This is a genomic window from Streptomyces cyaneofuscatus (assembly GCF_042718795.1).
GTDB classification, from domain to species: domain Bacteria; phylum Actinomycetota; class Actinomycetes; order Streptomycetales; family Streptomycetaceae; genus Streptomyces; species Streptomyces cyaneofuscatus_A.
Map to the genome: position 1 here is coordinate 1 of NZ_JBHXOX010000029.1, position 21524 is coordinate 21524.

General features: G+C 72.2%; 20 protein-coding genes and 1 tRNA gene. 4 read left to right on the plus strand and 17 right to left on the minus strand.

The features are described 5' to 3' along the window. Positions 1-87 precede the first annotated feature (87 nt). From ACFWRT_RS29070 to ACFWRT_RS29080, 3 genes are all read left to right on the plus strand, one after another. The gene (locus ACFWRT_RS29070) at positions 88-723 is read left to right on the plus strand and encodes a class F sortase (protein ID WP_380952009.1); all 636 of its coding nucleotides are present in this window, start codon (positions 88-90) and stop codon (positions 721-723) included. A gap of 137 nt (positions 724-860) precedes the next feature. Continuing rightward, positions 861-1850 carry a sphingomyelin phosphodiesterase gene (gene sph, locus ACFWRT_RS29075; protein WP_380951900.1) on the plus strand — a complete coding sequence of 330 codons (990 nt, stop codon included), beginning with the start codon at positions 861-863 and terminating at the stop codon, positions 1848-1850. Between the two features lie 53 nt (positions 1851-1903). Further along, positions 1904-2734, plus strand: coding sequence for an N-formylglutamate amidohydrolase (locus ACFWRT_RS29080; protein WP_380951901.1), 831 nt, complete (start codon positions 1904-1906; stop codon positions 2732-2734). Between the two features lie 65 nt (positions 2735-2799). On the opposite strand, the gene rbsD is transcribed toward ACFWRT_RS29080, so the two are convergent. The 9 genes from rbsD to ACFWRT_RS29125 all read right to left on the minus strand — a co-directional run bounded on the left by rbsD (position 2800) and on the right by ACFWRT_RS29125 (position 11333). Then, a complete protein-coding gene (gene rbsD / locus ACFWRT_RS29085) occupies positions 2800-3189 on the minus strand; it encodes a D-ribose pyranase (RefSeq protein ID WP_380951903.1) in 390 nt (129 codons plus the stop codon). Continuing rightward, positions 3186-4148 (minus strand): ribokinase, encoded by a 963-nt coding sequence (locus ACFWRT_RS29090; protein WP_380951904.1) that lies wholly within the window; start codon positions 4146-4148, stop codon positions 3186-3188. Before ACFWRT_RS29090 ends, rbsD begins: the two co-directional genes overlap by 4 nt. A 53-nt stretch (positions 4149-4201) precedes the next feature. Further along, positions 4202-6157 carry an ABC transporter permease/substrate-binding protein gene (locus tag ACFWRT_RS29095; protein WP_380951905.1) on the minus strand — a complete coding sequence of 652 codons (1956 nt, stop codon included), beginning with the start codon at positions 6155-6157 and terminating at the stop codon, positions 4202-4204. Next, positions 6147-7787 carry a sugar ABC transporter ATP-binding protein gene (locus ACFWRT_RS29100; protein WP_380951906.1) on the minus strand — a complete coding sequence of 547 codons (1641 nt, stop codon included), beginning with the start codon at positions 7785-7787 and terminating at the stop codon, positions 6147-6149. Before ACFWRT_RS29100 ends, ACFWRT_RS29095 begins: the two co-directional genes overlap by 11 nt. Then, positions 7784-8800, minus strand: a complete 1017-nt coding sequence (locus ACFWRT_RS29105; protein ID WP_380951907.1) for a LacI family DNA-binding transcriptional regulator — start codon at positions 8798-8800, stop codon at positions 7784-7786. Before ACFWRT_RS29105 ends, ACFWRT_RS29100 begins: the two co-directional genes overlap by 4 nt. A gap of 181 nt (positions 8801-8981) precedes the next feature. Continuing rightward, positions 8982-9701, minus strand: a complete 720-nt coding sequence (locus ACFWRT_RS29110) for an SGNH/GDSL hydrolase family protein (protein WP_380951908.1) — start codon at positions 9699-9701, stop codon at positions 8982-8984. Further along, entirely contained in the window at positions 9698-10201 is a 504-nt protein-coding gene (locus ACFWRT_RS29115; protein ID WP_380951909.1) for a cupin domain-containing protein, read from the minus strand. Before ACFWRT_RS29115 ends, ACFWRT_RS29110 begins: the two co-directional genes overlap by 4 nt. A 94-nt stretch (positions 10202-10295) precedes the next feature. Beyond that, entirely contained in the window at positions 10296-11129 is an 834-nt protein-coding gene (locus ACFWRT_RS29120; RefSeq protein WP_380951910.1) for an AraC family transcriptional regulator, read from the minus strand. Positions 11130-11245: 116 nt separating this feature from the next. Beyond that, a tRNA-Leu gene (locus tag ACFWRT_RS29125) sits at positions 11246-11333 on the minus strand. Positions 11334-11496: 163 nt separating this feature from the next. Here ACFWRT_RS29125 and ACFWRT_RS29130 point away from each other — a divergent pair. After that, positions 11497-12804, plus strand: a complete 1308-nt coding sequence (locus ACFWRT_RS29130; protein WP_380951911.1) for a DUF2254 domain-containing protein — start codon at positions 11497-11499, stop codon at positions 12802-12804. A 30-nt stretch (positions 12805-12834) separates the two neighbouring features. Here the strand turns inward: ACFWRT_RS29130 and ACFWRT_RS29135 are convergent, their stop codons facing one another. The 8 genes from ACFWRT_RS29135 to ACFWRT_RS29170 all read right to left on the minus strand — a co-directional run bounded on the left by ACFWRT_RS29135 (position 12835) and on the right by ACFWRT_RS29170 (position 21467). Then, entirely contained in the window at positions 12835-13935 is a 1101-nt protein-coding gene (locus ACFWRT_RS29135; protein ID WP_380951912.1) for a sugar phosphate isomerase/epimerase family protein, read from the minus strand. Positions 13936-14010: 75 nt separating this feature from the next. Continuing rightward, on the minus strand, positions 14011-15432 hold the full coding sequence (locus ACFWRT_RS29140) for a nucleotide pyrophosphatase/phosphodiesterase family protein (RefSeq protein ID WP_380951913.1): 1422 nt from the start codon (positions 15430-15432) through the stop codon (positions 14011-14013). Next, entirely contained in the window at positions 15429-16604 is a 1176-nt protein-coding gene (gene eboE / locus ACFWRT_RS29145; RefSeq protein ID WP_380951915.1) for a metabolite traffic protein EboE, read from the minus strand. Before eboE ends, ACFWRT_RS29140 begins: the two co-directional genes overlap by 4 nt. Before the next feature lie 7 nt (positions 16605-16611). Beyond that, a complete protein-coding gene (locus ACFWRT_RS29150) occupies positions 16612-17460 on the minus strand; it encodes a TatD family hydrolase (RefSeq protein WP_380951917.1) in 849 nt (282 codons plus the stop codon). Further along, a complete protein-coding gene (locus ACFWRT_RS29155) occupies positions 17460-18098 on the minus strand; it encodes an EboA domain-containing protein (protein WP_380951918.1) in 639 nt (212 codons plus the stop codon). The genes ACFWRT_RS29150 and ACFWRT_RS29155 overlap by 1 nt, the downstream gene beginning before the upstream one ends. Then, on the minus strand, positions 18092-18967 hold the full coding sequence (locus ACFWRT_RS29160; protein ID WP_380951920.1) for a sugar phosphate isomerase/epimerase family protein: 876 nt from the start codon (positions 18965-18967) through the stop codon (positions 18092-18094). The genes ACFWRT_RS29155 and ACFWRT_RS29160 overlap by 7 nt, the downstream gene beginning before the upstream one ends. Beyond that, entirely contained in the window at positions 18964-20298 is a 1335-nt protein-coding gene (locus ACFWRT_RS29165; RefSeq protein ID WP_380951921.1) for an SCO3242 family prenyltransferase, read from the minus strand. Before ACFWRT_RS29165 ends, ACFWRT_RS29160 begins: the two co-directional genes overlap by 4 nt. Then, a complete protein-coding gene (locus ACFWRT_RS29170; RefSeq protein ID WP_380951922.1) occupies positions 20295-21467 on the minus strand; it encodes an inositol-3-phosphate synthase in 1173 nt (390 codons plus the stop codon). The genes ACFWRT_RS29165 and ACFWRT_RS29170 overlap by 4 nt, the downstream gene beginning before the upstream one ends. Between the last annotated feature and the right edge of the window lie 57 nt (positions 21468-21524).

The following is a 21524-nucleotide window of genomic DNA, read 5'->3' on the forward strand; positions in this document are numbered from 1 at the left end:
GCCCCCCGCGCCCCGGCGCGGGGGGGGGGCCGGGCCCCCCCCCGCCCCGGCGCCCCCCCACGCCCGGTGCTCGCCCCTGGAGCCACCATGCACACCCCCCGCCTCTCCCGCAGGCCCCGAACGGCCGCCCTGCTGACCGCACTTGTCACCTGCGCGGCCCTGACGGCCTGCGCGGGACCGGCACCGTCGGCCGCCGCACCGCAGACGACGGCGTCCGCTCCGGCGTCGTCGTCACCGGCCCCCACGCCCAAGCACGGACAGCCGTCCTCCACAGAGGAATCGGCCGCCCCCACCCAGGTCACGATCCCCTCCCTCAAGATCAGCAGCTCGCTCATGCGCCTGGGACTCAACGCGGACGGCACGGTCGAGGTCCCGCCCGCGGAGAAGGGCATGACGGCAGGCTGGTACACGGGCGGAGCCGTACCCGGCCGTCCGGGGCCGGCCGTCCTGATCGGCCACAACGACACCCGCTTCGGCCGGGCGGTCTTCCACGACCTCAGGGACATCCGCGAGGGCGCCGAGGTTCTCGTCCGGGCCGGTGACGGGAGGCCGCTGAGTTTCACCGTCACGGGCAAGGAGACGGTCAGCAAGAACGCGTTCCCGACCGAGCGGGTCTACGGCGCCACCAAGGGCAGCACGCTGCGGCTGGTGACCTGCGACGGAGCGTTCGACGCGGAGGGCCACCCGGTCGACAACCTCATCGTCTACGCCGAGCCGAGCTGAGGCGCACCGGCCTTCGGCCGATTCCTGATGGCATTCGCCCGGACAGACTCACGGCATCCGATGTCTACCCGTGGGTAACTCCCGCTGCTTTGATGGGTGCCACCCGGTCCGCCCCCACTCATTCAGCAGGAGACCTCGTGCCGCACTCCACGTTCCGCCGCCTTTCCGGCGTGGCCCTCTCCGCCGCGCTCGCCGCCGTCCCGCTGGCCGTGCACACGCCCCAGGCCGCGGCGGCGACCACCGCCGACACCCCGTCGCTGCGGGTGCTCTCGTACAACGCGTTCATCTTCAGCAAGAGCCTGTACCCCAACTGGGGCCAGGACCACCGGGCGGCGGAGATCCCGAAGACCTCGTTCTTCCGGGGCAACGACGTGGTCGTGATCCAGGAGGCCTTCGACAACGGCGCCTCCGACGCCCTGCTGCGGAACTCCGCCGCCCAGTACCCGTACCAGACCCCGGTGGTCGGCCGGAGCAAGAGTGGCTGGGACGCCACGAGCGGCTCGTACTCGGCGACGACCCCGGAGGACGGTGGCGTCACGATCCTGAGCAAGTGGCCGATCATCCGCAAGGAGCAGTACGTCTTCAAGGATGCCTGCGGCGGCGACTGGTGGTCCAACAAGGGCTTCGCCTATACGGTGTTGAACGTCAACGACGCCCGCGTCCACGTCGTCGGCACCCACGCCCAGTCGACCGACCCCGGCTGTTCGGCGGGCGAGGCCGCCCGGATGCGCAGTCTCCAGTTCAAGGCGATGGACGCCTTCCTGGACGCCAAGAAGATCCCGGCCACCGAACAGGTCATCGTGGCGGGCGACTTCAACGTGGACGGGCACTCCGCCGAGTACGCCTCCTTCCTCAAGGACGCGGACCTGACAGCGGCCGACACCAAGACGGGCCACCCGTACTCCTTCGACACCCGCGACAACTCGATCGCCGCCGAGCGCTACCCGAACGACCCCCGCGAGGACCTGGACCACGTCCTGCACCGCGCCGGTCATGTGAAGCCGTCGGGCTGGAAGAACGATGTGATCAAGGAGCAGAGCGCTCCCTGGACGGTCTCCAGCTGGGGCAAGAACTACACGTACACGAACCTCTCCGACCACTACCCGGTGATCGGCTCCGCCAACTGACGCCGGGGATGAAACGATCGGGGCCCCCGCCCCGGCCGTGAAGGACCCGCTCCATGAGCACCGCCCCCCAGCCGTCGTTCCATCTCCTCCCCGGAAGCCCCGAATCGCCGGTACTGCTGCACATACCGCACGGATCCCGGACGATCCCCGAGGAGGTACGCGACGGGATCCTGCTGGACGACGGTGCTCTGGAGCGGGAACTCGACCACATCACCGACGCCCACACAGCCGAACTGGCCTGCCTGGCCGCCGAGTTCTCGCCCGTCCGGCCCTGGTGCCACGTCAACGCCCTCTCCCGCCTGGTCGTCGACCCCGAACGCTTCCCGGACGACCGCGAGGAGATGCGCGCCGTGGGCATGGGCGCGGTCTACACGCACACCACCCATCGCGAACGCCTGCGCGCCCCGGACCTCGACCAACACCCGCTGCTGGAGCGCTACTTCCACCCGTACGCCCGGGCGGTGACGGAGGCGGTCGACACCCGGATCGCCGCCACGGGCCGCGCGGTGATCGTCGACGTCCACTCGTACCCGACGGAGCCGCTCCCGTACGAACTCCACGGCACGGGCCCGCGCCCGCCCGTCTGCCTGGGCACCGACCCGTTCCACACCCCACCGGAGCTACGAGTCCTGGCGGAGACGGCGTTCGCCGGTTTCGGCGGGACGGGCGTCGACAGCCCGTTCGCCGGTACGTACGTCCCGCTGAAGCACTACGGCACGGACCGCCGGGTCACGGCCCTGATGATCGAGATCCGCCGCGACACGTACATGACCGAGCCGGGCGGGCCTGCGGGACCAGGACTCGACACACTGGCGGAGGCGCTGGCGGAGCTGGTGGAGGCGCTCAGCCGGCCTTCTTCCGACCCCGGCACCCGGTGGACTTGAGTATCTCCGGACATCGCCGGGCCATCCAACGGCTGGGGCCGCTCCTGGCGATCGAGGCCGGCCCGTCAGAAGAACACCCCGCACCGCAGCAGCGCGTTCGCGTACGGCCGGGCCTCCCCCGTCCGTACGACCAGGCGGGCCGCCGTCGTGCGGGCCTTCAGGTCGTCGTGCGGGATCAGTTCCAGTTGCGGGAAGCGGGTGTCCAGGAGGCGGGTGGCCTCCGGGTTGGCGTCGCGTACCTCCAGGGCCGCTGTCGCTCCCTCCACCACCAGCTCGTCGAGCAGGCCCTCCAGCACCTCCGCGAACGACGGGGTGCCGGCGCGGAAGGCGAGGTCGACCACGCGGGGGCCGGGTGGGATCGGCATGCCCGCGTCGCAGATCAACACGGTGTCGCCGTGGCCCAGTTCGGCGATGGCTCCGGCCAGGTGGCGGTTGAGGATGCCGGACTTCTTCACAGCGCGTCGACCTCCTCCAGCGTCGGGAAGGACGCCTGGGCACCCCGCGACGTGACGGCCGCCGCCCCCACCCGTACCGCGAACGCCGCCGCCTCCCGCAGGTCGTCGCCCCGGCCCAGGCGCCAGGCCAGGGCGGCGGTGAACGCGTCCCCGGCCCCCGTCGTGTCGACGGCCTCGACCTTCGGGCTGACGAGGTGGTCCAGGGAGTCCGTACGGCTGTCGGCCACCAGCGCGCCCGCGGCGCCCAGGGTGATGACGACCGAGCGCGGGCCCAGCGCGAGCAGGGCCGGGGCCCAGTCGTGCGGGGCCTCGCCCGCGGCCTCGCCGAGGATGTAGCGCGCCTCGTGCTCGTTGACCACCAGCGGGTCGCAGGCGGCCAGCACCTCGTCGGGCAGCGGGGCGGGCGGGGACGGGTTGAGCACGAGGCGGGACCCGGGAGCCAGGCCGTGCGCCGTCTCCGCGACCGTGTCCAGGGGGATCTCCAGTTGTACGGAGACCACCCGGGCGGCCGCCAGCAGCGGGGCCGCCGCCCGTACGTCTTCGGGGGTCAGGCGGCCGTTGGCGCCCGGGGACACCACGATGCTGTTGTCGCCCGAGGGGTCCACGGTGATCAGCGCGACGCCGGTCGGGGCGCCGCCGACCAGGACGCCGTCGGTGTCCACGCCCGCCGTGCGCTGACTCTCCAGCAACAGCCGCCCGTGGTCGTCGTCGCCGACCCGGGCGAGCAGCGCCGTACGGGATCCCAACCGGGCTGCCGCGACAGCCTGGTTGGCACCTTTGCCGCCCGGATGGACGGCCAGGTCGGAGCCGAGCACCGTCTCACCGGGGGCGGGGCGGCGTTCGACGCCGATCACCAGGTCGGCGTTGGCCGAGCCGACGACCAGGAGGTCGTAACGGTCGTCGCTGGGTGCGTCGCCGGGGACGTTTTCGGGGGCGTTGTCGGGCGGGTTGTCGGGCATTTCTCTGCTTCCTGACTTTCGACGGTCGGGCGGGCGGGGCGAAAGGGGCGGGGTCAGGAGAAGTCGGCGACGTTCTCGCGGGTGACCACCTTGACCGGCACCTTCACCGTCTTCTCGACCCGCTCGCCCTTCGCCGCCTTCACGGCGTTCTGGACCGCGATCCTGCCCAGCTCGCTGGGCTGCTGGGCCACCGACGCGTACAGCGTCCCGGCCTCGACCGCCTTCAGGCCGTCCGGAGTGCCGTCGAAGCCGACGACCGAAACGGACTTGCCGGCCTTGCTGCCGAGCGCCTTGACCGCGCCGAGCGCCATCTCGTCGTTCTCCGCGAAGACGCCGGTGATGCCCGGGTGGGACTGGACCAGGTTGGTCATGACGTCCAGGCCCTTGGTGCGGTCGAAGTCCGCGGGCTGCTTGGCGACCACCTTGATGTCCGGGTACGCCTTGAGCCCTTCGGCGAAGCCCGCTCCCCGCTCGCGGCTGGCCGAAGTGCCCGCCGTGCCCTGGAGGATGACGATGCTGCCCTTGCCACCGAGCTTGTCGCCGAGCGCGTCGGCGGCGAGCTTTCCGCCCGCCACGTTGTCGGAGGCGACGAGGGTGGCGGCGTCCGCCTTGTTCACGCCGCGGTCGGCGGCGATCACCGGGATGTCGGCCTTGTTGGCGCTGCGGACACCCGGGCCGACGGCGTCCGAGTCCACGGGGTTGACGATGATGGACGAGACGCCCGAACTGGTGAAGTTCTGGAGCTGGTTGGCCTGCTGGGAGGCGTCGTTCTGGGCGTCGGTGACGGTGAGGTCGATGCCCGCCTTCTCGGCCTCGGCCTGGGCGCCGTCCTTCATCTGCACGAAGAAGGGGTTGTTCAGCGTCGAGAGGGACATGCCGACCTTCGTCGTGCCCCCGGACGAACCGGAGTTGAAGTAGGATACCCCGCCGACGACGATCGCCACGGCGAGCGCCGCTCCGGCGAACCTGAACGCTCCCCTGCGCCCGGAACCCGGTGCGCCGGGCGCCGTTCCGGCCGAGGAGGCCGCACCCGAACCGGCCTTGCGGCGCAGGGTGTCGAGCAGGACGGCGAGCGCGATCACGACGCCGATGACGACCTGCTGCCAGAACGCGGAGACCGAGAGGAGGTTGAGGCCGTTACGGAGGACGGCGAGGATGAGCGCGCCGATCAGGGTGCCGGACGCCTTGCCGACCCCGCCGGCCAGGCTGGCGCCGCCGATGACGACGGCCGCGATGGCGTCGAGTTCGTACCCCTGGGCGGCCTGCGGCTGCGCGGAGACGAGGCGCGAGGCCAGGACGATGCCCGCGACGGCGGCGAAGAGGCCGGACAGCGCGTAGATGACGATCTTCTGGCGCTTGACGCGGAGACCGGAGAGCCGAGCGGCCTCCTCGTTGCCGCCGATCGCGTACATCGAGCGGCCGATGAAGGTACGGCCGAGGATGAGCGCGGTGATCAGGCCCATCGCGATCATCACGAGGACCGGTACGGGGAGCCAGCCGCCGAGCGTGTCGCCGAGCCGGGACACGGAGTCGGGGAACGCGATCGGGCTGCCCTGCGAGATGACGAGCGAGAGGCCTCGGGCGATCGAGAGCATGGCCAACGTCGCGATGAACGGCGGGAGTTTGCCGTACGAGACGAGGGCGCCGTTCACGAAGCCGCACGCGATGCCCGTGGCGATCGCGAGGACCACCGCGAGGACGACCGGGACGCTGGCGGACGTCGCCGACCAGGCCAGGACCGTCGCGGACAGGGCCGCCACCGAACCGACGGACAGGTCGATGCCCGCCGAGACGATGACGAAGGTGACACCGAACGCGAGGATCGCGGTGACGGCCGCCTGGACGCCGACGTTCAGCAGGTTCTGGGTGGTCAGGAAGTCGCCGGAGAGCAGCGACATCGCCACCACCAGGACGACCAGGGCGCTGAGGGCGCCGTTGTCGAGCAGGACGCGGCGTATCACGGAGGTGCCACCCGCGCCCGTGTCACTCTTGAGTGTCTCAGTGGCCACGGGGGCCCTCCTTTTCGGTCTTGGGTGCGGGGTCGGTCTTGGGTGCGGGGTCGGTCTTGGGTGCGGGGTCGGTCTTCGCTGCGGGGTGGTTCTTCGGTTCGGGGTGGTCGTGCGTCGCCGCCGTGCCGACCGCGAGGGCCATGACGGTGTCCTGGGTGGCCTCGGCGGCGGGGAGTTCGCCGGCGATGCGACCCTGGGCCATGACCAGCACCCGGTCGCTCATGCCGAGGACCTCGGGCAGGTCGCTGGAGATCATCAGGACGGCGTGGCCGGATGCGGTGAGCTCGTTGATGAGCTGGTAGATCTCGACCTTGGCGCCGACGTCGATGCCCCGGGTGGGCTCGTCCAGGATGAGCACCCGGGTGTCGGCCAGCAGCCACTTGCCGATGACGACCTTCTGCTGGTTGCCGCCGGAGAGCGTGCGGACGTGCTGGCCGAGGCCGGACATGCGGACGCCGAGCTGCTGGGCGATGCGGGCGGCCGCCGTACGCTGCCCCTTCAGGTCCACAAGCCCGGAGCGGGTCGCGGAACGCAGGGTGACCAGGCCGAGGTTCTCCTGCACGGAGGCGTCCAGGACGAGGCCCTGGCCCTTGCGGTCCTCCGGTACGAGGCCTATCCCGGCGCCCATCGCGGCGGGCACGTCGTGCCGGGTGAGGCGTTCGCCGCGTACGTCGACGGTGCCCGCGTCGTACGGGTCGGCGCCGAAGACCGCGCGCGCCACCTCCGTACGACCGGCGCCGACGAGTCCGGCGAGGCCGACGACCTCACCGGCGTGCACGTCGAAGCTGATGTCGTGGAAGACCCCGTCCCGGGTGAGCCCCTGGACGGACAGCAACACCTCGCCCGTGTCGGGGCGTTCGCGCGGGTACTGCTGCTCGATGCTGCGGCCGACCATGAGCTGGACGAGCTCGTCCTCGGGGGTGGAGGCGGGCACCTGGTCGACGCTGCGGCCGTCGCGGAGAACGGTCACGCGGTCACCGAGCGCGGCGATCTCCTCCAGGTGGTGGGTGATGAAGACGATCCCGACGCCGTCCGTGCGCAACTGCCGGACGATCGCGAAGAGTTTGTCGACCTCTCCGGAGGTGAGCACGGCGGTCGGCTCGTCCATGATCAGGACGCGTGCGTCGAGGCTGAGTGCCTTGGCGATCTCGACCATCTGGAGCCGGGCGATGCCCAGTTCGCGGACCTTGGCTTCGGGTCGCACGTCGACGCCGACGCGGCGCAGCAGCTTCTCCGCGTCCGCCCGCATGCGCCGGTGGTCGATGAGACCGAGGCGGCGCGGCTGGCGGCCGAGGAAGATGTTCTCGGCCACGGTCAGATCGGGTACCAGGTTGAATTCCTGGTAGATGGTGGCGATGCCGAGCCGCTCGGCGTCCTGCGCGCCTGTGATGCGCACCTCGCGGCCCTCGGCGAGGATCCGGCCGCGGTCGGGACGGTAGGCGCCGGAGAGCATCTTGATGAGGGTGCTCTTTCCGGCCCCGTTCTCGCCGAGCAGGACGTGGACCTCGCCTCTGCGCAGGTCGAAGTCGACGTTGTCGAGAGCGACGACGCCGGGGAAGGTCTTGCGCAGACCCTCGATGCGCAGCAACTCGTCAGGGGATTGCACCAGTTGCTTCTCCGGTGCGGTCACCGGTCGCTCCTCTGGTCGGTCGCGTCCTGTCCGCATGAGCGGCGTACGACGAGACGGGCGGGCAGGGTGACGGACTGCGGGGTCCGTCCCTCGATCAGGTCGGCCAGCGCGCGTACGGCGGCGCGGGCCAGGTCCGCGGTCGGCTGGGCGATGGCGGTGATCGGCGGGTCCGTGTGGACGAACCACGGGATGTCGTCGAAGGCGGCGAGCGCGATGTCGTCGGGGACCCGCAGTCCGCGGGCCCGGATCGCGTCCAGCGCGCCGAGCGCCATCAGGTTGTCGGCGGCGAAGACGACCTCGGGCGGCTCGGCCAACGCGAGGAACCCCTCGGTCGCCCGCCGCCCGCTGGCGGCCTGGAAGTCGCCCTGCCCGATATAGGCGTCGGGCAACGCGAGCCCCAGCCCGCGCATCGCCTCCCGGAACGCCTCGACGCGCTCGTTGCCGGTGGTGGTCGCCGCGGGCCCGGCGATGATCGCGAGCCTGCGGTGGCCGAGTCCGTGCAGGTGGGCCACCAGGTCCTTGACCGCCCCCGTACCGTCGGCCCGGACGACGGGGACGTCGATGCCGGGGATCCAGCGGTCCACGAAGACCATCGGCGTACCGCTCAGGGCGACCTCCCGCATCAGCGGGGAACCGCCGTCGGCGGGCGAGACGAGCAGCCCGTCGATCCTGCGGTCGATGAGCGTGCGGATGTGGTGGTCCTGGAGCTCGGGCCGCTCGTCGGCGTTGCCGATGATGACGCTGTAGCCGAGCGCGCGGGCCTCCTCCTCGACGAAGCGGGCCAGCTCGGTGAAGTACGGATTGAGTACGTCGCTGATGACCAGGCCGAGGGTGCGGGTCTGCGCGGTGCGCAGCGAGCGGGCCACGGCATTGGGCCGGTAGCCGAGGGCGTCGACGGCGGCGAGGACGCGGGTGCGCGCCTCTTCGCTGACGGACGGATGGCTGTTCAGCACCCGCGAGACCGTGGCGACGGAGACCCCCGCCTGGGCCGCGACATCTTTGATGCTCGCCATGTCCGGACCACCTCCTTGTGGTTTCCGTACACCTCGAAACCAGGGGCGGACCGCTCGCACGACGCCGTGGAATCGATTACAAGGACGATTGGAATCGATTACATGACTGAAAACAAGACCCTCCTCCGTGTCCGAGACCGGATCGTGACACGGAGGAGGGTGCGCAGGCCGCCGGACCCGCTTACGGGCTCCGGGTCGGCAGCCAGGTGTTGATGACCTCGGCGACCAGGGCGGCGCCGCGGCTGTTCTGGTGGATGTGGTCGGTCGTGAGCACGAGACCTCGGCGCCGCGAGACCGTGTCGAGGCTGTGGCCCGGCACGGCGGTCCGGAGGAGGACGCCGAGGCCGGCCGCCGGCGTCGGTTCCCGGTACGGGATGGGCGGCGGGTCAGCTTGCCGTAGCGCCTTGACCTGGCGTTCGTGGAGCGGGAGGTAGCTCGCGTCGTGGGCGGTGGCGACCTCGGCGATCATCCGGCTGTACGCCTGCGATGCCCGCGCCGGCGCTCCGTCGAGTTCTTGGCCGAGAACCGGGAGCGACAGCAGACCGATCGTCGCGTCGGTCTCCGTCCGCAGCCGTTCGACAACGGCTCCCAGACACTGCTGGAACCAGCCGGCCGACGGACGCTCGGGGAGGTGCTTGCGCTTCATGGTCCGCTCGACGGGGTGGCCGGGGAGGCTCGCGCGGGCGTCGTTGGTCCCGATCAGCACGGTGATCACGTCGGGCGGGTCCGCGGCGACGGGATCGAGGCGCCGCAGGAGGTTGTAGGCGAAGTCTCCGTTGGTGCCGAAGCGGGTGAGCCGCACGTCGCCCGGAGGGCGGCGCCGTTCGAGAAGGTCCAGGTAGTCGACGCTGAGCTGCGCGCGGGTGAGGCTGTCGCCGAGGCACGCGACACGTGTCGTCACAGCGCTTGCGGGCCGGGCGTGCCGACGTGGTCGGTGGGGCGGGCGTCGGTCCGGCGGCGGTTGTCGCTCCGGGGACGGTTGTCGCTGCGGGGACGGTGGTCGGTGCCGAGGCCGGCGGTGACGGTCAAGATGGACGCCGGTCCCGCCATGTCGACCACGTGCCATGCCCCGGCCGGGTTGACGGTGGCCTCGCCCGGCCCGAGGACGACGCGCTCGGCAACTCCGTCCACGTCGCGGGTGACGGTCACGGACCCGGTGAGGCAGACGACCAGTTCGTCACCGGCCGGGTGGCGCTCCCAGTGGTCGCCGGGGCCGTCGCCGTCGAAGATGGCCACCATCCGGCCCTCGGCGCCGTCCGCCGCGACGGCGGCGCTGTAGGCCTGGAGCACCTCCGGGTCCCAGGCGAAGCCCTCGACGGGTTTCGCCCGTGATCCCAGCCCGAGGTGCACGGGGGTGGTCCGCAGGTCGATGGCGTTGCGTTCGTCGTTGATGAGTCTCATGCCGACGATCGTCACAGGACGGCGTCCGGGCGGTCTTGAAGGAAAGGGAACGGGAAGCGGCTCGACGGGTGGCCGGTCGAGCCGGCCGAAACGACTACCCGGTCCCGAGGAGGACTTCGCCGCGCCGCCAGGCCGTCGGCGACCGACCCGTGAACTCGCGCCAGTCCCTTACGAGATGGGCCTGGTCGGCGTAGCCGGAGACGGTCGCCACATCGGCCCACGGGGGCGCATCGTGCGCCGTCGCCAGCCCGTGCGCGTGCTCGAAGCGCAGAACGCGGGCGAAGGTCTTCGGTGTCAGGCCCACCTCATCGCGGAACCGCTCGGTGAGGTACCGGCGGCTCCAGCCCAGTTCCGTGGCGACCGCCCCGACCTGGACGCGGCCCTGCGCCGCGACGAGGCGGCGCCATGCCTCGGCCACCTCGGGACGCACCCGGGACAGGGGGGCTCCATCGGCACGGCCGACGGCTCGCAGGAGCAGCTCGTCCAGCACGGCGAATCGCGCGGCCCATGTCGGGGCCACCCTGAGCCGGTCGACCAGCTCGACGCCGAGCACTCCGAGAAGCTCGTCGAGCGGGACCAGCCGGTGCGCGAGCGCGGCGGCGGGCATCCCGTAGACGGCGCGGGCACCGAGAGGTGTCAGCGACACCTGCACGCCGTGCTGGCGTCCGTCGTGGTGGATCGCGACGGACCGGCTCATCAGACCGCCGGCCACACTGCCGAACCGGGTGACCGGTGACCCGTCGTCGACGCCCGCCCCGATTCCCAGGGGGTCGGACAGGCTGATCACCGCGGTGAGCACCCGGCCCGGCGGCCCGCAGTGCACCCCCGCCGGGAAGCCGCGCAGGTCGAACCCGACGTACGAGCGGACGTACCGCCGCAAGGCGGGCGCCGGACGTGCGTCGATCCTGGTCGCCGTAAGGTCCCGCACACTCGCAGTGTACGAAACAACGCAGTGCACGAAACGCCAGAGTCGACCGAAAACGACGAAGCCGGTCGGAGCGACAAAGTGCTCGCTCCGACCGGCTCCTTCAGGTCAGTTGACCATGGTGTCCGAGGGGGGACTTGAACCCCCACGCCCGATAAAGGGCACTAGCACCTCAAGCTAGCGCGTCTGCCATTCCGCCACCCGGACAAGGTGTCTGTCGTTCGCGGTGTGTTCCCCGCGGCGACATGGAAAACAATACCAGGGGTTCGACGCGCCCTTCACCCGCATATCCGGTGGTCAGTGCGGTGCGGCGGGCCGGTCGGCCTCGGCATCCACGGTCCGTGGAGGCCACGGGGCTACCTTCGCGTCCATGAGTGATCGCGGCTACCGCCGGCCCCGTGCGCTGTCTCCCCTGCGCGAGCATCTGCGCGACACCTTCTGGTCCGCCCCGACCATGGGGTTCGTCTGTGTGTTCGTGCTGTGGCTGGCCGCGTCCGCCGTGGACGAGGAGATCGTCGCGGTTCTCCAGCGGGAGGAGGCCTACGACGAGCTGGGCAGCCTGATGTCCTTCGTCCAGGACGCGAAGACGATCGTCACCACGATCAGCTCGGCGATGATGACCTTCATCGGTGTCGTGTTCAGCATCTCCCTGGTCGCGGTGCAGATGGCCAGCGGGCAGCTCACGCCACGGGTGGTGCGGATCTTCGTCCGGAGCCGGATCAGCAAGGTCACGCTGACGGTGTTCCTCGCGACGTTCCTGTTCTCACTGCTGGTCCTGACCTCGTACGAGAGCGAGGCGGACCCGCGTCTGGTGGTCTCGGTCCCGTTGCTCCAGAGCATGCTCACGCTGGTGCTCGTCGGCCTGAGTCTGCTGCTGTTCGTCGTCTACGTCAGCGCCACGCTGCGGCTCATGCAGGTCGGACCGGTCGTGGACAAGATCGCGCGCGACTCGTTCCGGGTGCTCGGCCGGATGCCCAGGGGGCCGGGCGGGCCCGAGGGGCTGGGGCAGGAGACCGGGCGGGCGGTGCACGAAGGGCGGGCCGGGGTGTTGCGGGACGTGAATACGGCGCGGCTCGTCCGGGCCGCGCGGCGGCAGGACGTGGTGCTGCGGCTGATCCCCCGGATCGGGGACTTCGTGGTGCCGGGGACTCCCCTGCTCGCCGTCCACGGCGGCGCCGCCGTACCGCCGCGTCGTCTGCTGCGGTACACGGTCTCCGTCGGCGTGGAGCGCACCCTGCACCAGGATCTGGCCTTCGGGTTGCGGCAACTTGCCGACATCGCGCTGCGGGCCCTGTCGACGTCCGTGAACGATCCGACCACCGCCGTCCAGTGCCTGGACCGGATCGTGCAGTTCCTCGCGGCCGTGGTGCGCCTGCCGCTCGGGACCGTCCACCACCGGGACCGGTCGGGGAAGGTGCGGCTGGTGCAGGAGGGGCCGGCGTGGGAGGACCTGGTGGACCTCGGCTTCGAGGAGATCCGGTGGTGTGTGGCCGGCAGCCCTCAGGTGTCGCGCCGGCTGCTGGCGGGGTTGGACGATCTGTTGCTGCTGGCGCCGGAGGAGCGGAGGCCGCCGCTGGTACGGCACCGGGCCCTGCTCGTCCAGGCTGTGGAGCGGGCCGTTCCGGTGGCGGCCGACCGGGAGTTCGCCCTGCTGCCGGACCGGCAGGGCATCGGGTAGCCCCGGCCGGTCCGGCATGCGCGGGGAGTGTCAGTCGCCGCAGCGGCCCTCGCGCAGGGAGTGCAGGTGCTCGCTCGACTTCCGGGCGAAGGCGAGCGACTCGACCGGGTTGTCGTGCTCGGCCTGCCAGTGGTGGTAGCTCCGGCCGTGGTGGGTCCGGTCGGTCACCTTGGACAGGAACGTCTTGTAGTCGATGTCCCCGTCACCGACGTCCGACATGCGGTAGCCGTCGCGCGTCGTGTCGTCGCGGACACCGTCCTTGACGTGGAAGAGGGGGTAGCGGTTCGGGTGCTTGAGGACGTACTTCAGCGGGTCGAGCGGGGCCCTGGTGCCGTCCACGCGCTTGCTGAAGCGGAACTGGGCGCAGTACGCCCAGTAGATGTCCATCTCCAGGTAGACCAGGTCGGGATCGGTCTCGGCGAGCAGGACGTCGTAGAGGCGCACCTTCGGCTTGTCGGTGGCGAAGGAGAACTCCTCGGCGTGGTTGTGCTGGTAGAACTTCATGCCGCGCTTACGGGCGGCCGCCCCGTACGTGTTGAAGTCGTCGGCCGCCCGCTTCCAGCCGTCGACCGTGGAGCCGTAGCGGAAGGGGCCCGACGCCGTGCCGATGTGCTTGAGGCCGAGGGCCTGGGCGTCGTCGAGGACCTTCTCCAGGTTCTGGGCGAAGGTGTAGGCGCCGGGGTTGTTGTCGTCGTAGTAGCCGACGTGGCTGCCGATCGGGTTGAGGCCGTGGTCCTTGGCCAGCCGCTTGAGCTGGGCCAGGGAGATGGGGCCTGCGGAGCCCTGGGTGTAGCCCGCGAGCTCGATCTCGTCGTAGCCGTACTTCTCCAGCTCGGCGAAGACGGGGGCGAAGCCGAGCGTGGAGATCTTGTCGCGGAGGCTGTAGAGCTGGATGCCGAGGCGGCCGGGGGGCAGGACGGGCTTGCCCTTGCCGTGGCCGTGGTCATGTCCGTGGCCGTGGTCATGTCCGTGGCCGTGACCCTTGCCGGGTCCCTGGGCGTGGTCCCGGCCGGCGGCCTGGGCGCTCGCCGTGCCGATGATGGTGGCGGCGGTGGCTCCGGCGGCGACACCGAGGATGTTGCGGCGGCTCAGTCTGCGGGCGAGTTCGGTGTCCTTGGAGGTGCGGCTCATGTTCGCGTGGCTCCCTTGGATGACGTGACGGGACATGGGGTGAGTGGTGCGGTGCCGGGTGCGTGACGGGGATTGTCAGTGCAGTCCGGCAAGCTGGAGGAGCAGGGACTTCACCTCGGTGGCCCTGACCCGGTCGGTGAACGCGTGGGGGGTGGAGCAGAGGATGAGCGGACCTTCGTCGTCGCTCTCGGGGAGGCGGCCGTGGCTGCCGCGAATAGGTGAGGGGTCCAGGGGGACGACCGCCATGCGGTAGCGCATCCCGAGCTTCTTGCGGGCGACCGCCGAGACGGCCTTGAGCCGTACGTAGGGGTCCTGGGGATCCATGAAGAGCTCGACGGGGTCGTAGCCGGGCTTGCGGTGGATCTCGACGAGCTGGGCGAAGTCGGGGGCGCGGGCGTCGTCGAGCCAGTAGTAGTACGTGAACCAGGCGTCCTTCTCCGCCACGGCGACCAGCTCGCCCGAGCGGGGGTGGTCCAGGTGGTGCGCCTTCTTGCCCTCGTCGTCCAGGAGCTGGTCGATGCCGGGCAGGTCGGCCAGGGCTGCCCGGACCGCCTCCAGGTCCTCGGGGCGGCGTACGTAGATGTGGGCGAGCTGGTGGTCCGCGACGGCGAAGGCGCGCGAGGCCATCGTGTCCAGGTACTCCATGCCGTCCTGCGTGTGCACCTCCAGCAGGCCGGCCCGGCGCAGCGCCCGGTTGATGTCGACGGGGCGGCTGACGCGGGTGATGCCGTATTCGGAGAGCGCGACGACCGTACGGCCTTCGGCGCGGGCGTCTGCCAGCAGCGGGGCGATGGCCCGGTCCAGGTCGGCGGCGGCCTGGTGGGAGCGGGGGTCGTCGGGGCCGTAGCGCTGGAGGTCGTAGTCGAGGTGGGGCAGGTAGCAGAGGGCGAGGTCGGGGGTGCGGGTGGCGATGATGTGGCGGGTGGCGTCGATGATCCACTGGGAGGAGACCAGGTCGGCGCCCGGCCCCCAGAAGTGGAAGAGCGGGAACGTGCCGAGTTTGTCGGTCAGCTCGTCGTGCAGGGCGGGGGGCCGGGTGTAGCAGTCGGGTTCCTTGCGGCCGTCGGCGTAGTAGACGGGGCGCGGGGTGACGGTCCAGTCGGTGTCGGCGCCCATGGCGTACCACCAGCAGATGTTGGCGACGGTGTAGCCGGGGTGCGCGCGGCGGGCCGCGTCCCAGAGCTTGTCGCCGTCGACGAGCCCGTTGTGCTGGCGCCAGAGCAGGACGTCGCCGAGCTCGCGGAAGTACCAGCCGTTGGCGACGATGCCGTGTTCGGCGGGCATGGCGCCGGTGAGGAAGGTGGACTGGGCGGCGCAGGTGACGGCGGGCAGGACGGTGGAGAGGGGGGCCCGCGCGCCCTGTTTGCCGAGCGCCGTGAGGTTCGGCATGTGGGCGAGGAGCTGCGGGGTGAGGCCGACGACGTCGAGGACGAGGAGGGGGGTGGGGCCCCCGCGGTCGGCCGTGCCCGTGGTCGTTCCAGGGGCGTCGTTGCTCATGGCAGCTCCTTGAGGCCGAGGTCGACCAGGAGGTCGCGGGCGAGGGTGAGTTCGGCGGCGATGCCGTCGGCGAGTTGCGTACGGGTGCGGGGACGTAGCTCGGCGGGCAGCGCCTGCCAGGTGTACGTCTCCACCTCCAGGTGCCGGGCCAGCGGCACCGGTCCCCCGACGAGCCGGGCGAGCGTGGCGCGGAGCACGGGGAGCGTGGAGGTGAGCGGGAGCGCGGGCGGCGCGTGCAGCGGTACGTGGAAGTGGGCCCGCCAGGGGGTGGAGTCCGGGAGTGCGCCGCCGACGACGGCCTCGTCCAGGTCGTCGGTGCCACGCAGCCCGGCGGCCGTGCTCGTACGGGTCTGGTGCAGGAAGCGCGGCTCGGCGAAGGCGGCCAGCGCGGTGCGGACCTCGGGGAGGTGGGGGTGTTCGGCGTGCAGGGCGGCGGAGAGCTGGGACTTGACCACCGGGATGCCGGCCGCCGCCAAAGCGTCGAGCGCGGTGTCCGGGTCCTCGAAGGAGGTGGCCAGGTGGCAGGTGTCGACGCAGATGCCGATGCGCTCGTGGCCGATGTCGGTGAGCGGGGCGATGGCGTCGGCGGTGGTCTCCACCGTGCAGCCCGGCTCGGGTTCGAGGCCGATGCGGATCGACTTCCCGGTCAGCTCGGCGAGGGCGTCCAGGCGCTGGGCGAGCGTGGTGAGGGCGGCGCGTGCGGTGCGGGCGGCGGCGGGGTCGGTGTCGTACGGGGTGCGCCAGGCCAGCGGGAGGGTGGAGATGGTGCCTTCGGTGACGTCCTCGGGGAGCAGGGCGGCCAGGAGGCGGGCCAGGTCGGTGGTGTGGGCGAGGCGGTCGGGCTCGGTCCAGTCCGGGCGGTAGACCCGGTACTTGACCTCGTCGGCGCCGAACCCCTCGTACGGGAAGCCGTTGAGGGTGGCCACTTCGAGGCCCCGGCCGTCGAGCTCGGCGCGGAGCGCGCGGAGTTCGGCGGGGTCGTTGATCAGGGCCCGGGCGGCGTCCCGGGCGAGCCAGAGGCCGATGCCGAGCCGGTCCCGGCCGAGGCGGCGGCGTACGGGTTCGCAGTGGTCGCGGAGCTGGGCGCGGACGCCGTCCAGGGTTTCGGCGGGGTGGACGTTGGTGCAGTAGGAGAGGTGGACGACCGAGCCGTCCGGGTGGCGGAAGCGCATGGCCGCCTCACTCCCCGCCGCGCAGGATGGAGTTCCCCTCGTGGAGCGTGTCGGGGGCGGGAACGTCGAGGTCGAGGCGGCCGCTCTGTCCGTAGAAGTCGACGGGGTTGCGCCACAGGACCTGGTCGACGTCGTCCTCGGTGAATCCGGCCTTCAGCATCGCGTCGGCGACCTTGCGGGTCTTGAGCGGGTCGCTCTTCCCCCAGTCGGCGGCGGAGTTGACGAGGACCTTCTCGGTGCCGTGGTTCCGGAGGATCGTGACCATGCGGTCCTCGTCCATCTTGGTGTCCGGGTAGATGGAGAACCCGGCCCAGCAGCCGCTGTCAGTGGCGGCCTTTACGGTGGTCTCGTTGAGGTGGTCGAGCAGGACGAGCTCCGGGGGGAGGTTCGATTCGCGGATGACGTCGATGGTGCGGTGCAGACCGGCGAGCTTGTCGCGGTGCGGGGTGTGGACGAGAGCCGGGAGGCCGTGGTCGGCGGCGAGCTGGAGCTGGGCGGCGAGGGCGTGGTCCTCGGCCGGGGTCATGGAGTCGTAGCCGATCTCGCCGACGGCGACGACGGAGTCCTTGACCAAGTAGCGGGGCAGCGCGTCCAGGACGGGGGTGCAGCGGGGGTCGTTCGCCTCCTTGGGGTTGAGGGCGAGCGTGCAGTGGTGCGCGATGCCGTACTGAGAGGCGCGGAAGGGCTCCCAGCCGAGGAGGGCGTCGAAGTAGTCGAAGAAGCTGGCGGGCGAGGTGCGGGGCTGGCCGAGCCAGAAGGAGGGTTCGACGAGGGCGCGGACGCCCGCGTCGTACATCGCCTGATAGTCGTCCGTGGTCCGGGACGTCATGTGGATGTGGGGGTCGAAGATGCGCATCAGGACTCCTCCGTGGGGGCGGCGGGGGCGAGCTCGGTGAGGGCGAGTGCGGTGCGCAGGTCGGGCGGGACGTCACGGCCGGCGGCGGTCCGCTCGGCGGCGAAGTCGCTGAGCATGCGGGCGAGTTCGGCGTCACCTCGGGCCCGCTCGTCGAGCCGGGCGACGGCGGTCAGCGGCACGCCCGTGAAGAGGCACTTCAGTACGGCGTGGCGCCAGGCGTGCGGATCGAGGTGCGTCGCGGCGTACGGGCCGACGGCGGCGGCCACCAGCCGGGTGTCGTTGGTGCGCAGGGCGTCCTCGACGAGCGGGAGGGCGGTGGAGCCGAGGTCCAGGCGGTGCAGGGTGAGGAGGACGGCGCGGCGTTCGGCGGCGGTGCCCTGGTCGTAGAGCCGGGTGACGGAGGAGAGCGGGGCGCGGGCCTCGATGAGCAGGAGGGAGCGTACGGAGTCGGCGTGGGCCGGTCCGCAGTGGCGGCCGGCGGTGGCGTAGCGGAGTTCCCAGGGAGGGGAGGCGTACGGGGAGGCCTCGGCCGCGACGTCCTCTGTTGCCGCGTGCGCGGCTTCGGTCAGGGCCGCGTCGAGCCAGGCGCGGGGGGTGGCGTCGAGTTCGGCGTCGAGTTCCTTGCGGGACCTCAGCACGGTGCGCCGCCCTTCTTGTTGATCGCACCCTTGGCCATCGCATCGCGCAGGAAGGCGATGGAGGTGCGGGCGAGTTCGGGGCCCGCGTGGGAGTGGCGGGGCAGTTCGACGACGGTGAGGCCCTGGTAGTCGGCGGCGGCGAGCGCGGCGAGCACGGGCGGGAAGTCGATCTCACCGTCCCCGAACGGGAGGTGCTCGTGGACCCCGCGCCGCATGTCCTCGATCTGGACGTGCCGGAGCCAGGGCGCGGAGTCGATGACGCACTGCACGGGCGAGGCCTCCTCCAGGCACTGGCAGTGGCCGATGTCGAGCGTGAGGCCGAGGGGGCCGGGGTCGCCGAGGAGGGCGCGCAGGTGGTGGAAGTCGGCGAGGGTGGCGAGGAGGTGACCGGGTTCGGGCTCGATGGCGAGGGGGATGCCCGACCGGTGGGCGGCGTCGAGTACGGGGGTGATCGCTTCGGTCAGGCGCTTCCAGGCGGTGTCCGTGGAGGTGTCCGGCGGGGTGATGCCGCTGAAGCAGTGGACGGCGTGCGCGCCGAGGTCGGCGGCCACGTCCACGGCACGGACGAGCAGTGCGGTGCGCGCGGCCCGGGCGTCGGGGTCCGGGTCGAGGAGGGAGGGGCCGTGCTTGCGGCGCGGGTCCAGGACATAGCGGGCGCCGGTCTCCACGGTGACCCGGAGCCCGAGGGAGGTGAGCCGGTGGGCGACCTCGCGGGTGCGTTCGGCGAGGTCCGGGGCCAGGGGGTCCAGGTGCATGTGGTCGAGCGTCAGGCCGACGCCCTCGTAGCCGAGGTCGGCGAGGAGCCCGAGGGCGTCGTCGAGGCGGAGGTCGGTGAGCCCGTTGGTGCCGTAGCCGAGGTGGAGGGTCATGTGGGGCTCACCTTCCGGGCGAGGGAGCGGGCAAGGGGGACGAGCGCCATGACCACGAGACCGGAGCCAGGTGCCCCGGCGCGGGTGGCGAGCGCCGCCTGGAGCGGGATCATGGCCCGGATCCCGCCGCCCACCGCCCGCTGGGTCAGGGGCGGCGACGGGTTGAGGGCGGCGTGCAGGAGGGGTGGCCCGGCGGTACGGAGGTAGGCGCCGGCGAAGGCGGTGAGCAGGAGGGGGGTGAGGGCGGGGGTGGTGGGCCGGTCCGGGGCGGGGCCGGTGAAGTGCTGGTGGCCCTCTCGGTACTCCCCCGGGCCGGTCGTGCCGAGGCCGCTGCCGCCGAACCCAGGCGTGGCCGGCTCTCCCGGTCGCCGCCCCCGGTGGGCCGCGAGCACGAGCGCGCCCAGCGTGGCCGTCGTGGCAAGGACCGCGAGCGGGACGGCGGTGGACCCGCCCTGTGCCTCGTGGCGGGACACGGCGGTGACGCCGTAGGTGTGCGCCCCGAGCACCAGGGCTGCGGGGAGCGCGGCGGCCAGGGAGCCCAGCGCCGGGTGGGGCTGGGCGGCAACGTTGTCCGGGGCGGCGGTCAGCGGTACGGCCCCGCCGCGCACCGGACGCGCGGTGCGCGGTCCGGGCCCCGGTCCCCTCCCGGCATGCGCCATGGCCGGCCTCTCCCCCGCCCCCGACACCGACACCGACGCCGACGCCGACACCGACGCCGTGGCCGTGGCCGTCGCCCCCAGCAGCAGGTCCAGGGAGCGCGCCGCGGCCATCGCCGCCGGTCCCGCCTTCGTGTGTTTGAGGTGGAGGTCGTAGGCCCAGACCGTGGCGGCCAGACCCGTGGCGACCGCCAGGGCCGGGCGGCCGGCCCGCGCCGCGAGGGCCAGGCCCGCCGCCGTCAGGACCCCGGCCGCGCCCAGGGCGGCCGGGGGGCTGATGCGGCCCGACGGGATCGGCCGGTGCGGGCGGTCCACCGCGTCCTCCTCGCGGTCCGCCCAGTCGTTGAGCGCCATCCCGGCCTCGTACAGGCAGAGGGAGGCGCCGATCGCCAGTGCGGTGCCCCGGCCGGGACTGCGGCCCACCGCCGCGGCCCCGGCCAGTGCGTCACCCGGCACGGAGAACAGCGCGGAGACCCGGAACAGCTCGGTCCAGGCCCGCACCGTGTCCCCTCTCCCGCGACCGGGGGACGGGCGGTGCCTGTCCGGTGCGGGCGCAGTCCCACCCGTACCGGACAGGCCGTCTTGGAGGGCGTGGCCCCCGGCGTGGCCCCGGGCCCCCGAGGGCACGCGCAAGCCCGCCCCGAGCAGCGGCAGAGCCCGCAGCCGCCACCTCACGCCTGGCCCCGCAGCCGCTCGGCGAAGGCCAGCAGCGAGGCGTACTGCTCGGCGAGCGCGGCCGACGTGCCGCCGTCCGGGTCCTTGAAGTAGAAGCCCAGCTCCGGCCGGGGGCCGCTGAGCCCCACCTCGTGCGAGCGGGCCAGCAGCCGGGCCAGGTCCAGGACGAGCGGGGCGGCCAGGGCCGAGTCGCAGCCCTGCCAGATGGTCTGGAGGACCATCCGGGAGCCGAGGAAGCCGTCGAAGGCGATGTGGTCCCAGGCCGTCTTCCAGTCCCCCATCGCGGGCACGTCGTCGATGTGGACCTCGCCCTCGGGAGCGGTGCCGAACGTGTCGGCCAGGACACGTTCCTTGCCCGCGTTCTTGGCGGCGGCCGCCGCCGGGTCGGCCAGCGCCGCCCCGTCCCCGCCGCCCAGCAGGTTCGACCCGGACCAGGCCCGTACGGGCAGGGCGCGCTGGAGGAACATCGGGGCGAGCACGGAGCGGAGCAGCGTCTGGCCGGTCTTGCCGTCGCGTCCGGCGTGGGGAAGTCCGCAGTCGGCGACGGCTTCGGCGAGCGCGGGGGCCCGCAGCCCAGTGGAGGGGGTGAAGTTGGCGTAGGAGCAGCCGGCCCGGAGGGCGGCGGCCGCGTAGAGGGAGCTGGCGGGGAGCCGGGGGTCGTCGGGGCCGGGGGCCGGTTCGGTGGAGGAGACGTTGATGACGACCGTGCGGGCCAGGTCGTGGCGGTGGGCGAAGTCGGTGAGGTCGGCGGCGAACGCGGCGATGAGTTCCTGGTCGGTGCGGGTGTCGCCGCGGAGCGGTCCGCCGGGGCGTATCTCGGCGTCGGCCGCGTCGAGTTCGGCGCGGACGGCGGTGGGGAGGCGGTACGGCAGCACGCCGCCCTCGGCGAGCGCCTCGGCGCGTTTGGCGAGCGGGCAGTCCAGGGTGTCGTGGCCGCCGAAGACCAGCGAGGTCAGGGGCGGCAGGCCGCTGTCGGCGAAGGGAGGCGTCTCGGTGACCATGCCGGTGGGCGGGTGGAGGCCCGCCGCTATCGCCGCGCATCCCGCGGTCGCGGTGGTGGCGACGGAGCCGCGTGCTCCGATGAACCAGACGCCGGTACGGCGGCCGGGGCTGTCGGCGGTACGGCGTGGACGCTCGTCACGGCCTTCACGATCGGCATGTGCGGTCACGGGCTGCCTCCCTGGGGGATGAAGAGGTGGAGGACGGCGGGCGGGGAAGGGGTCGGT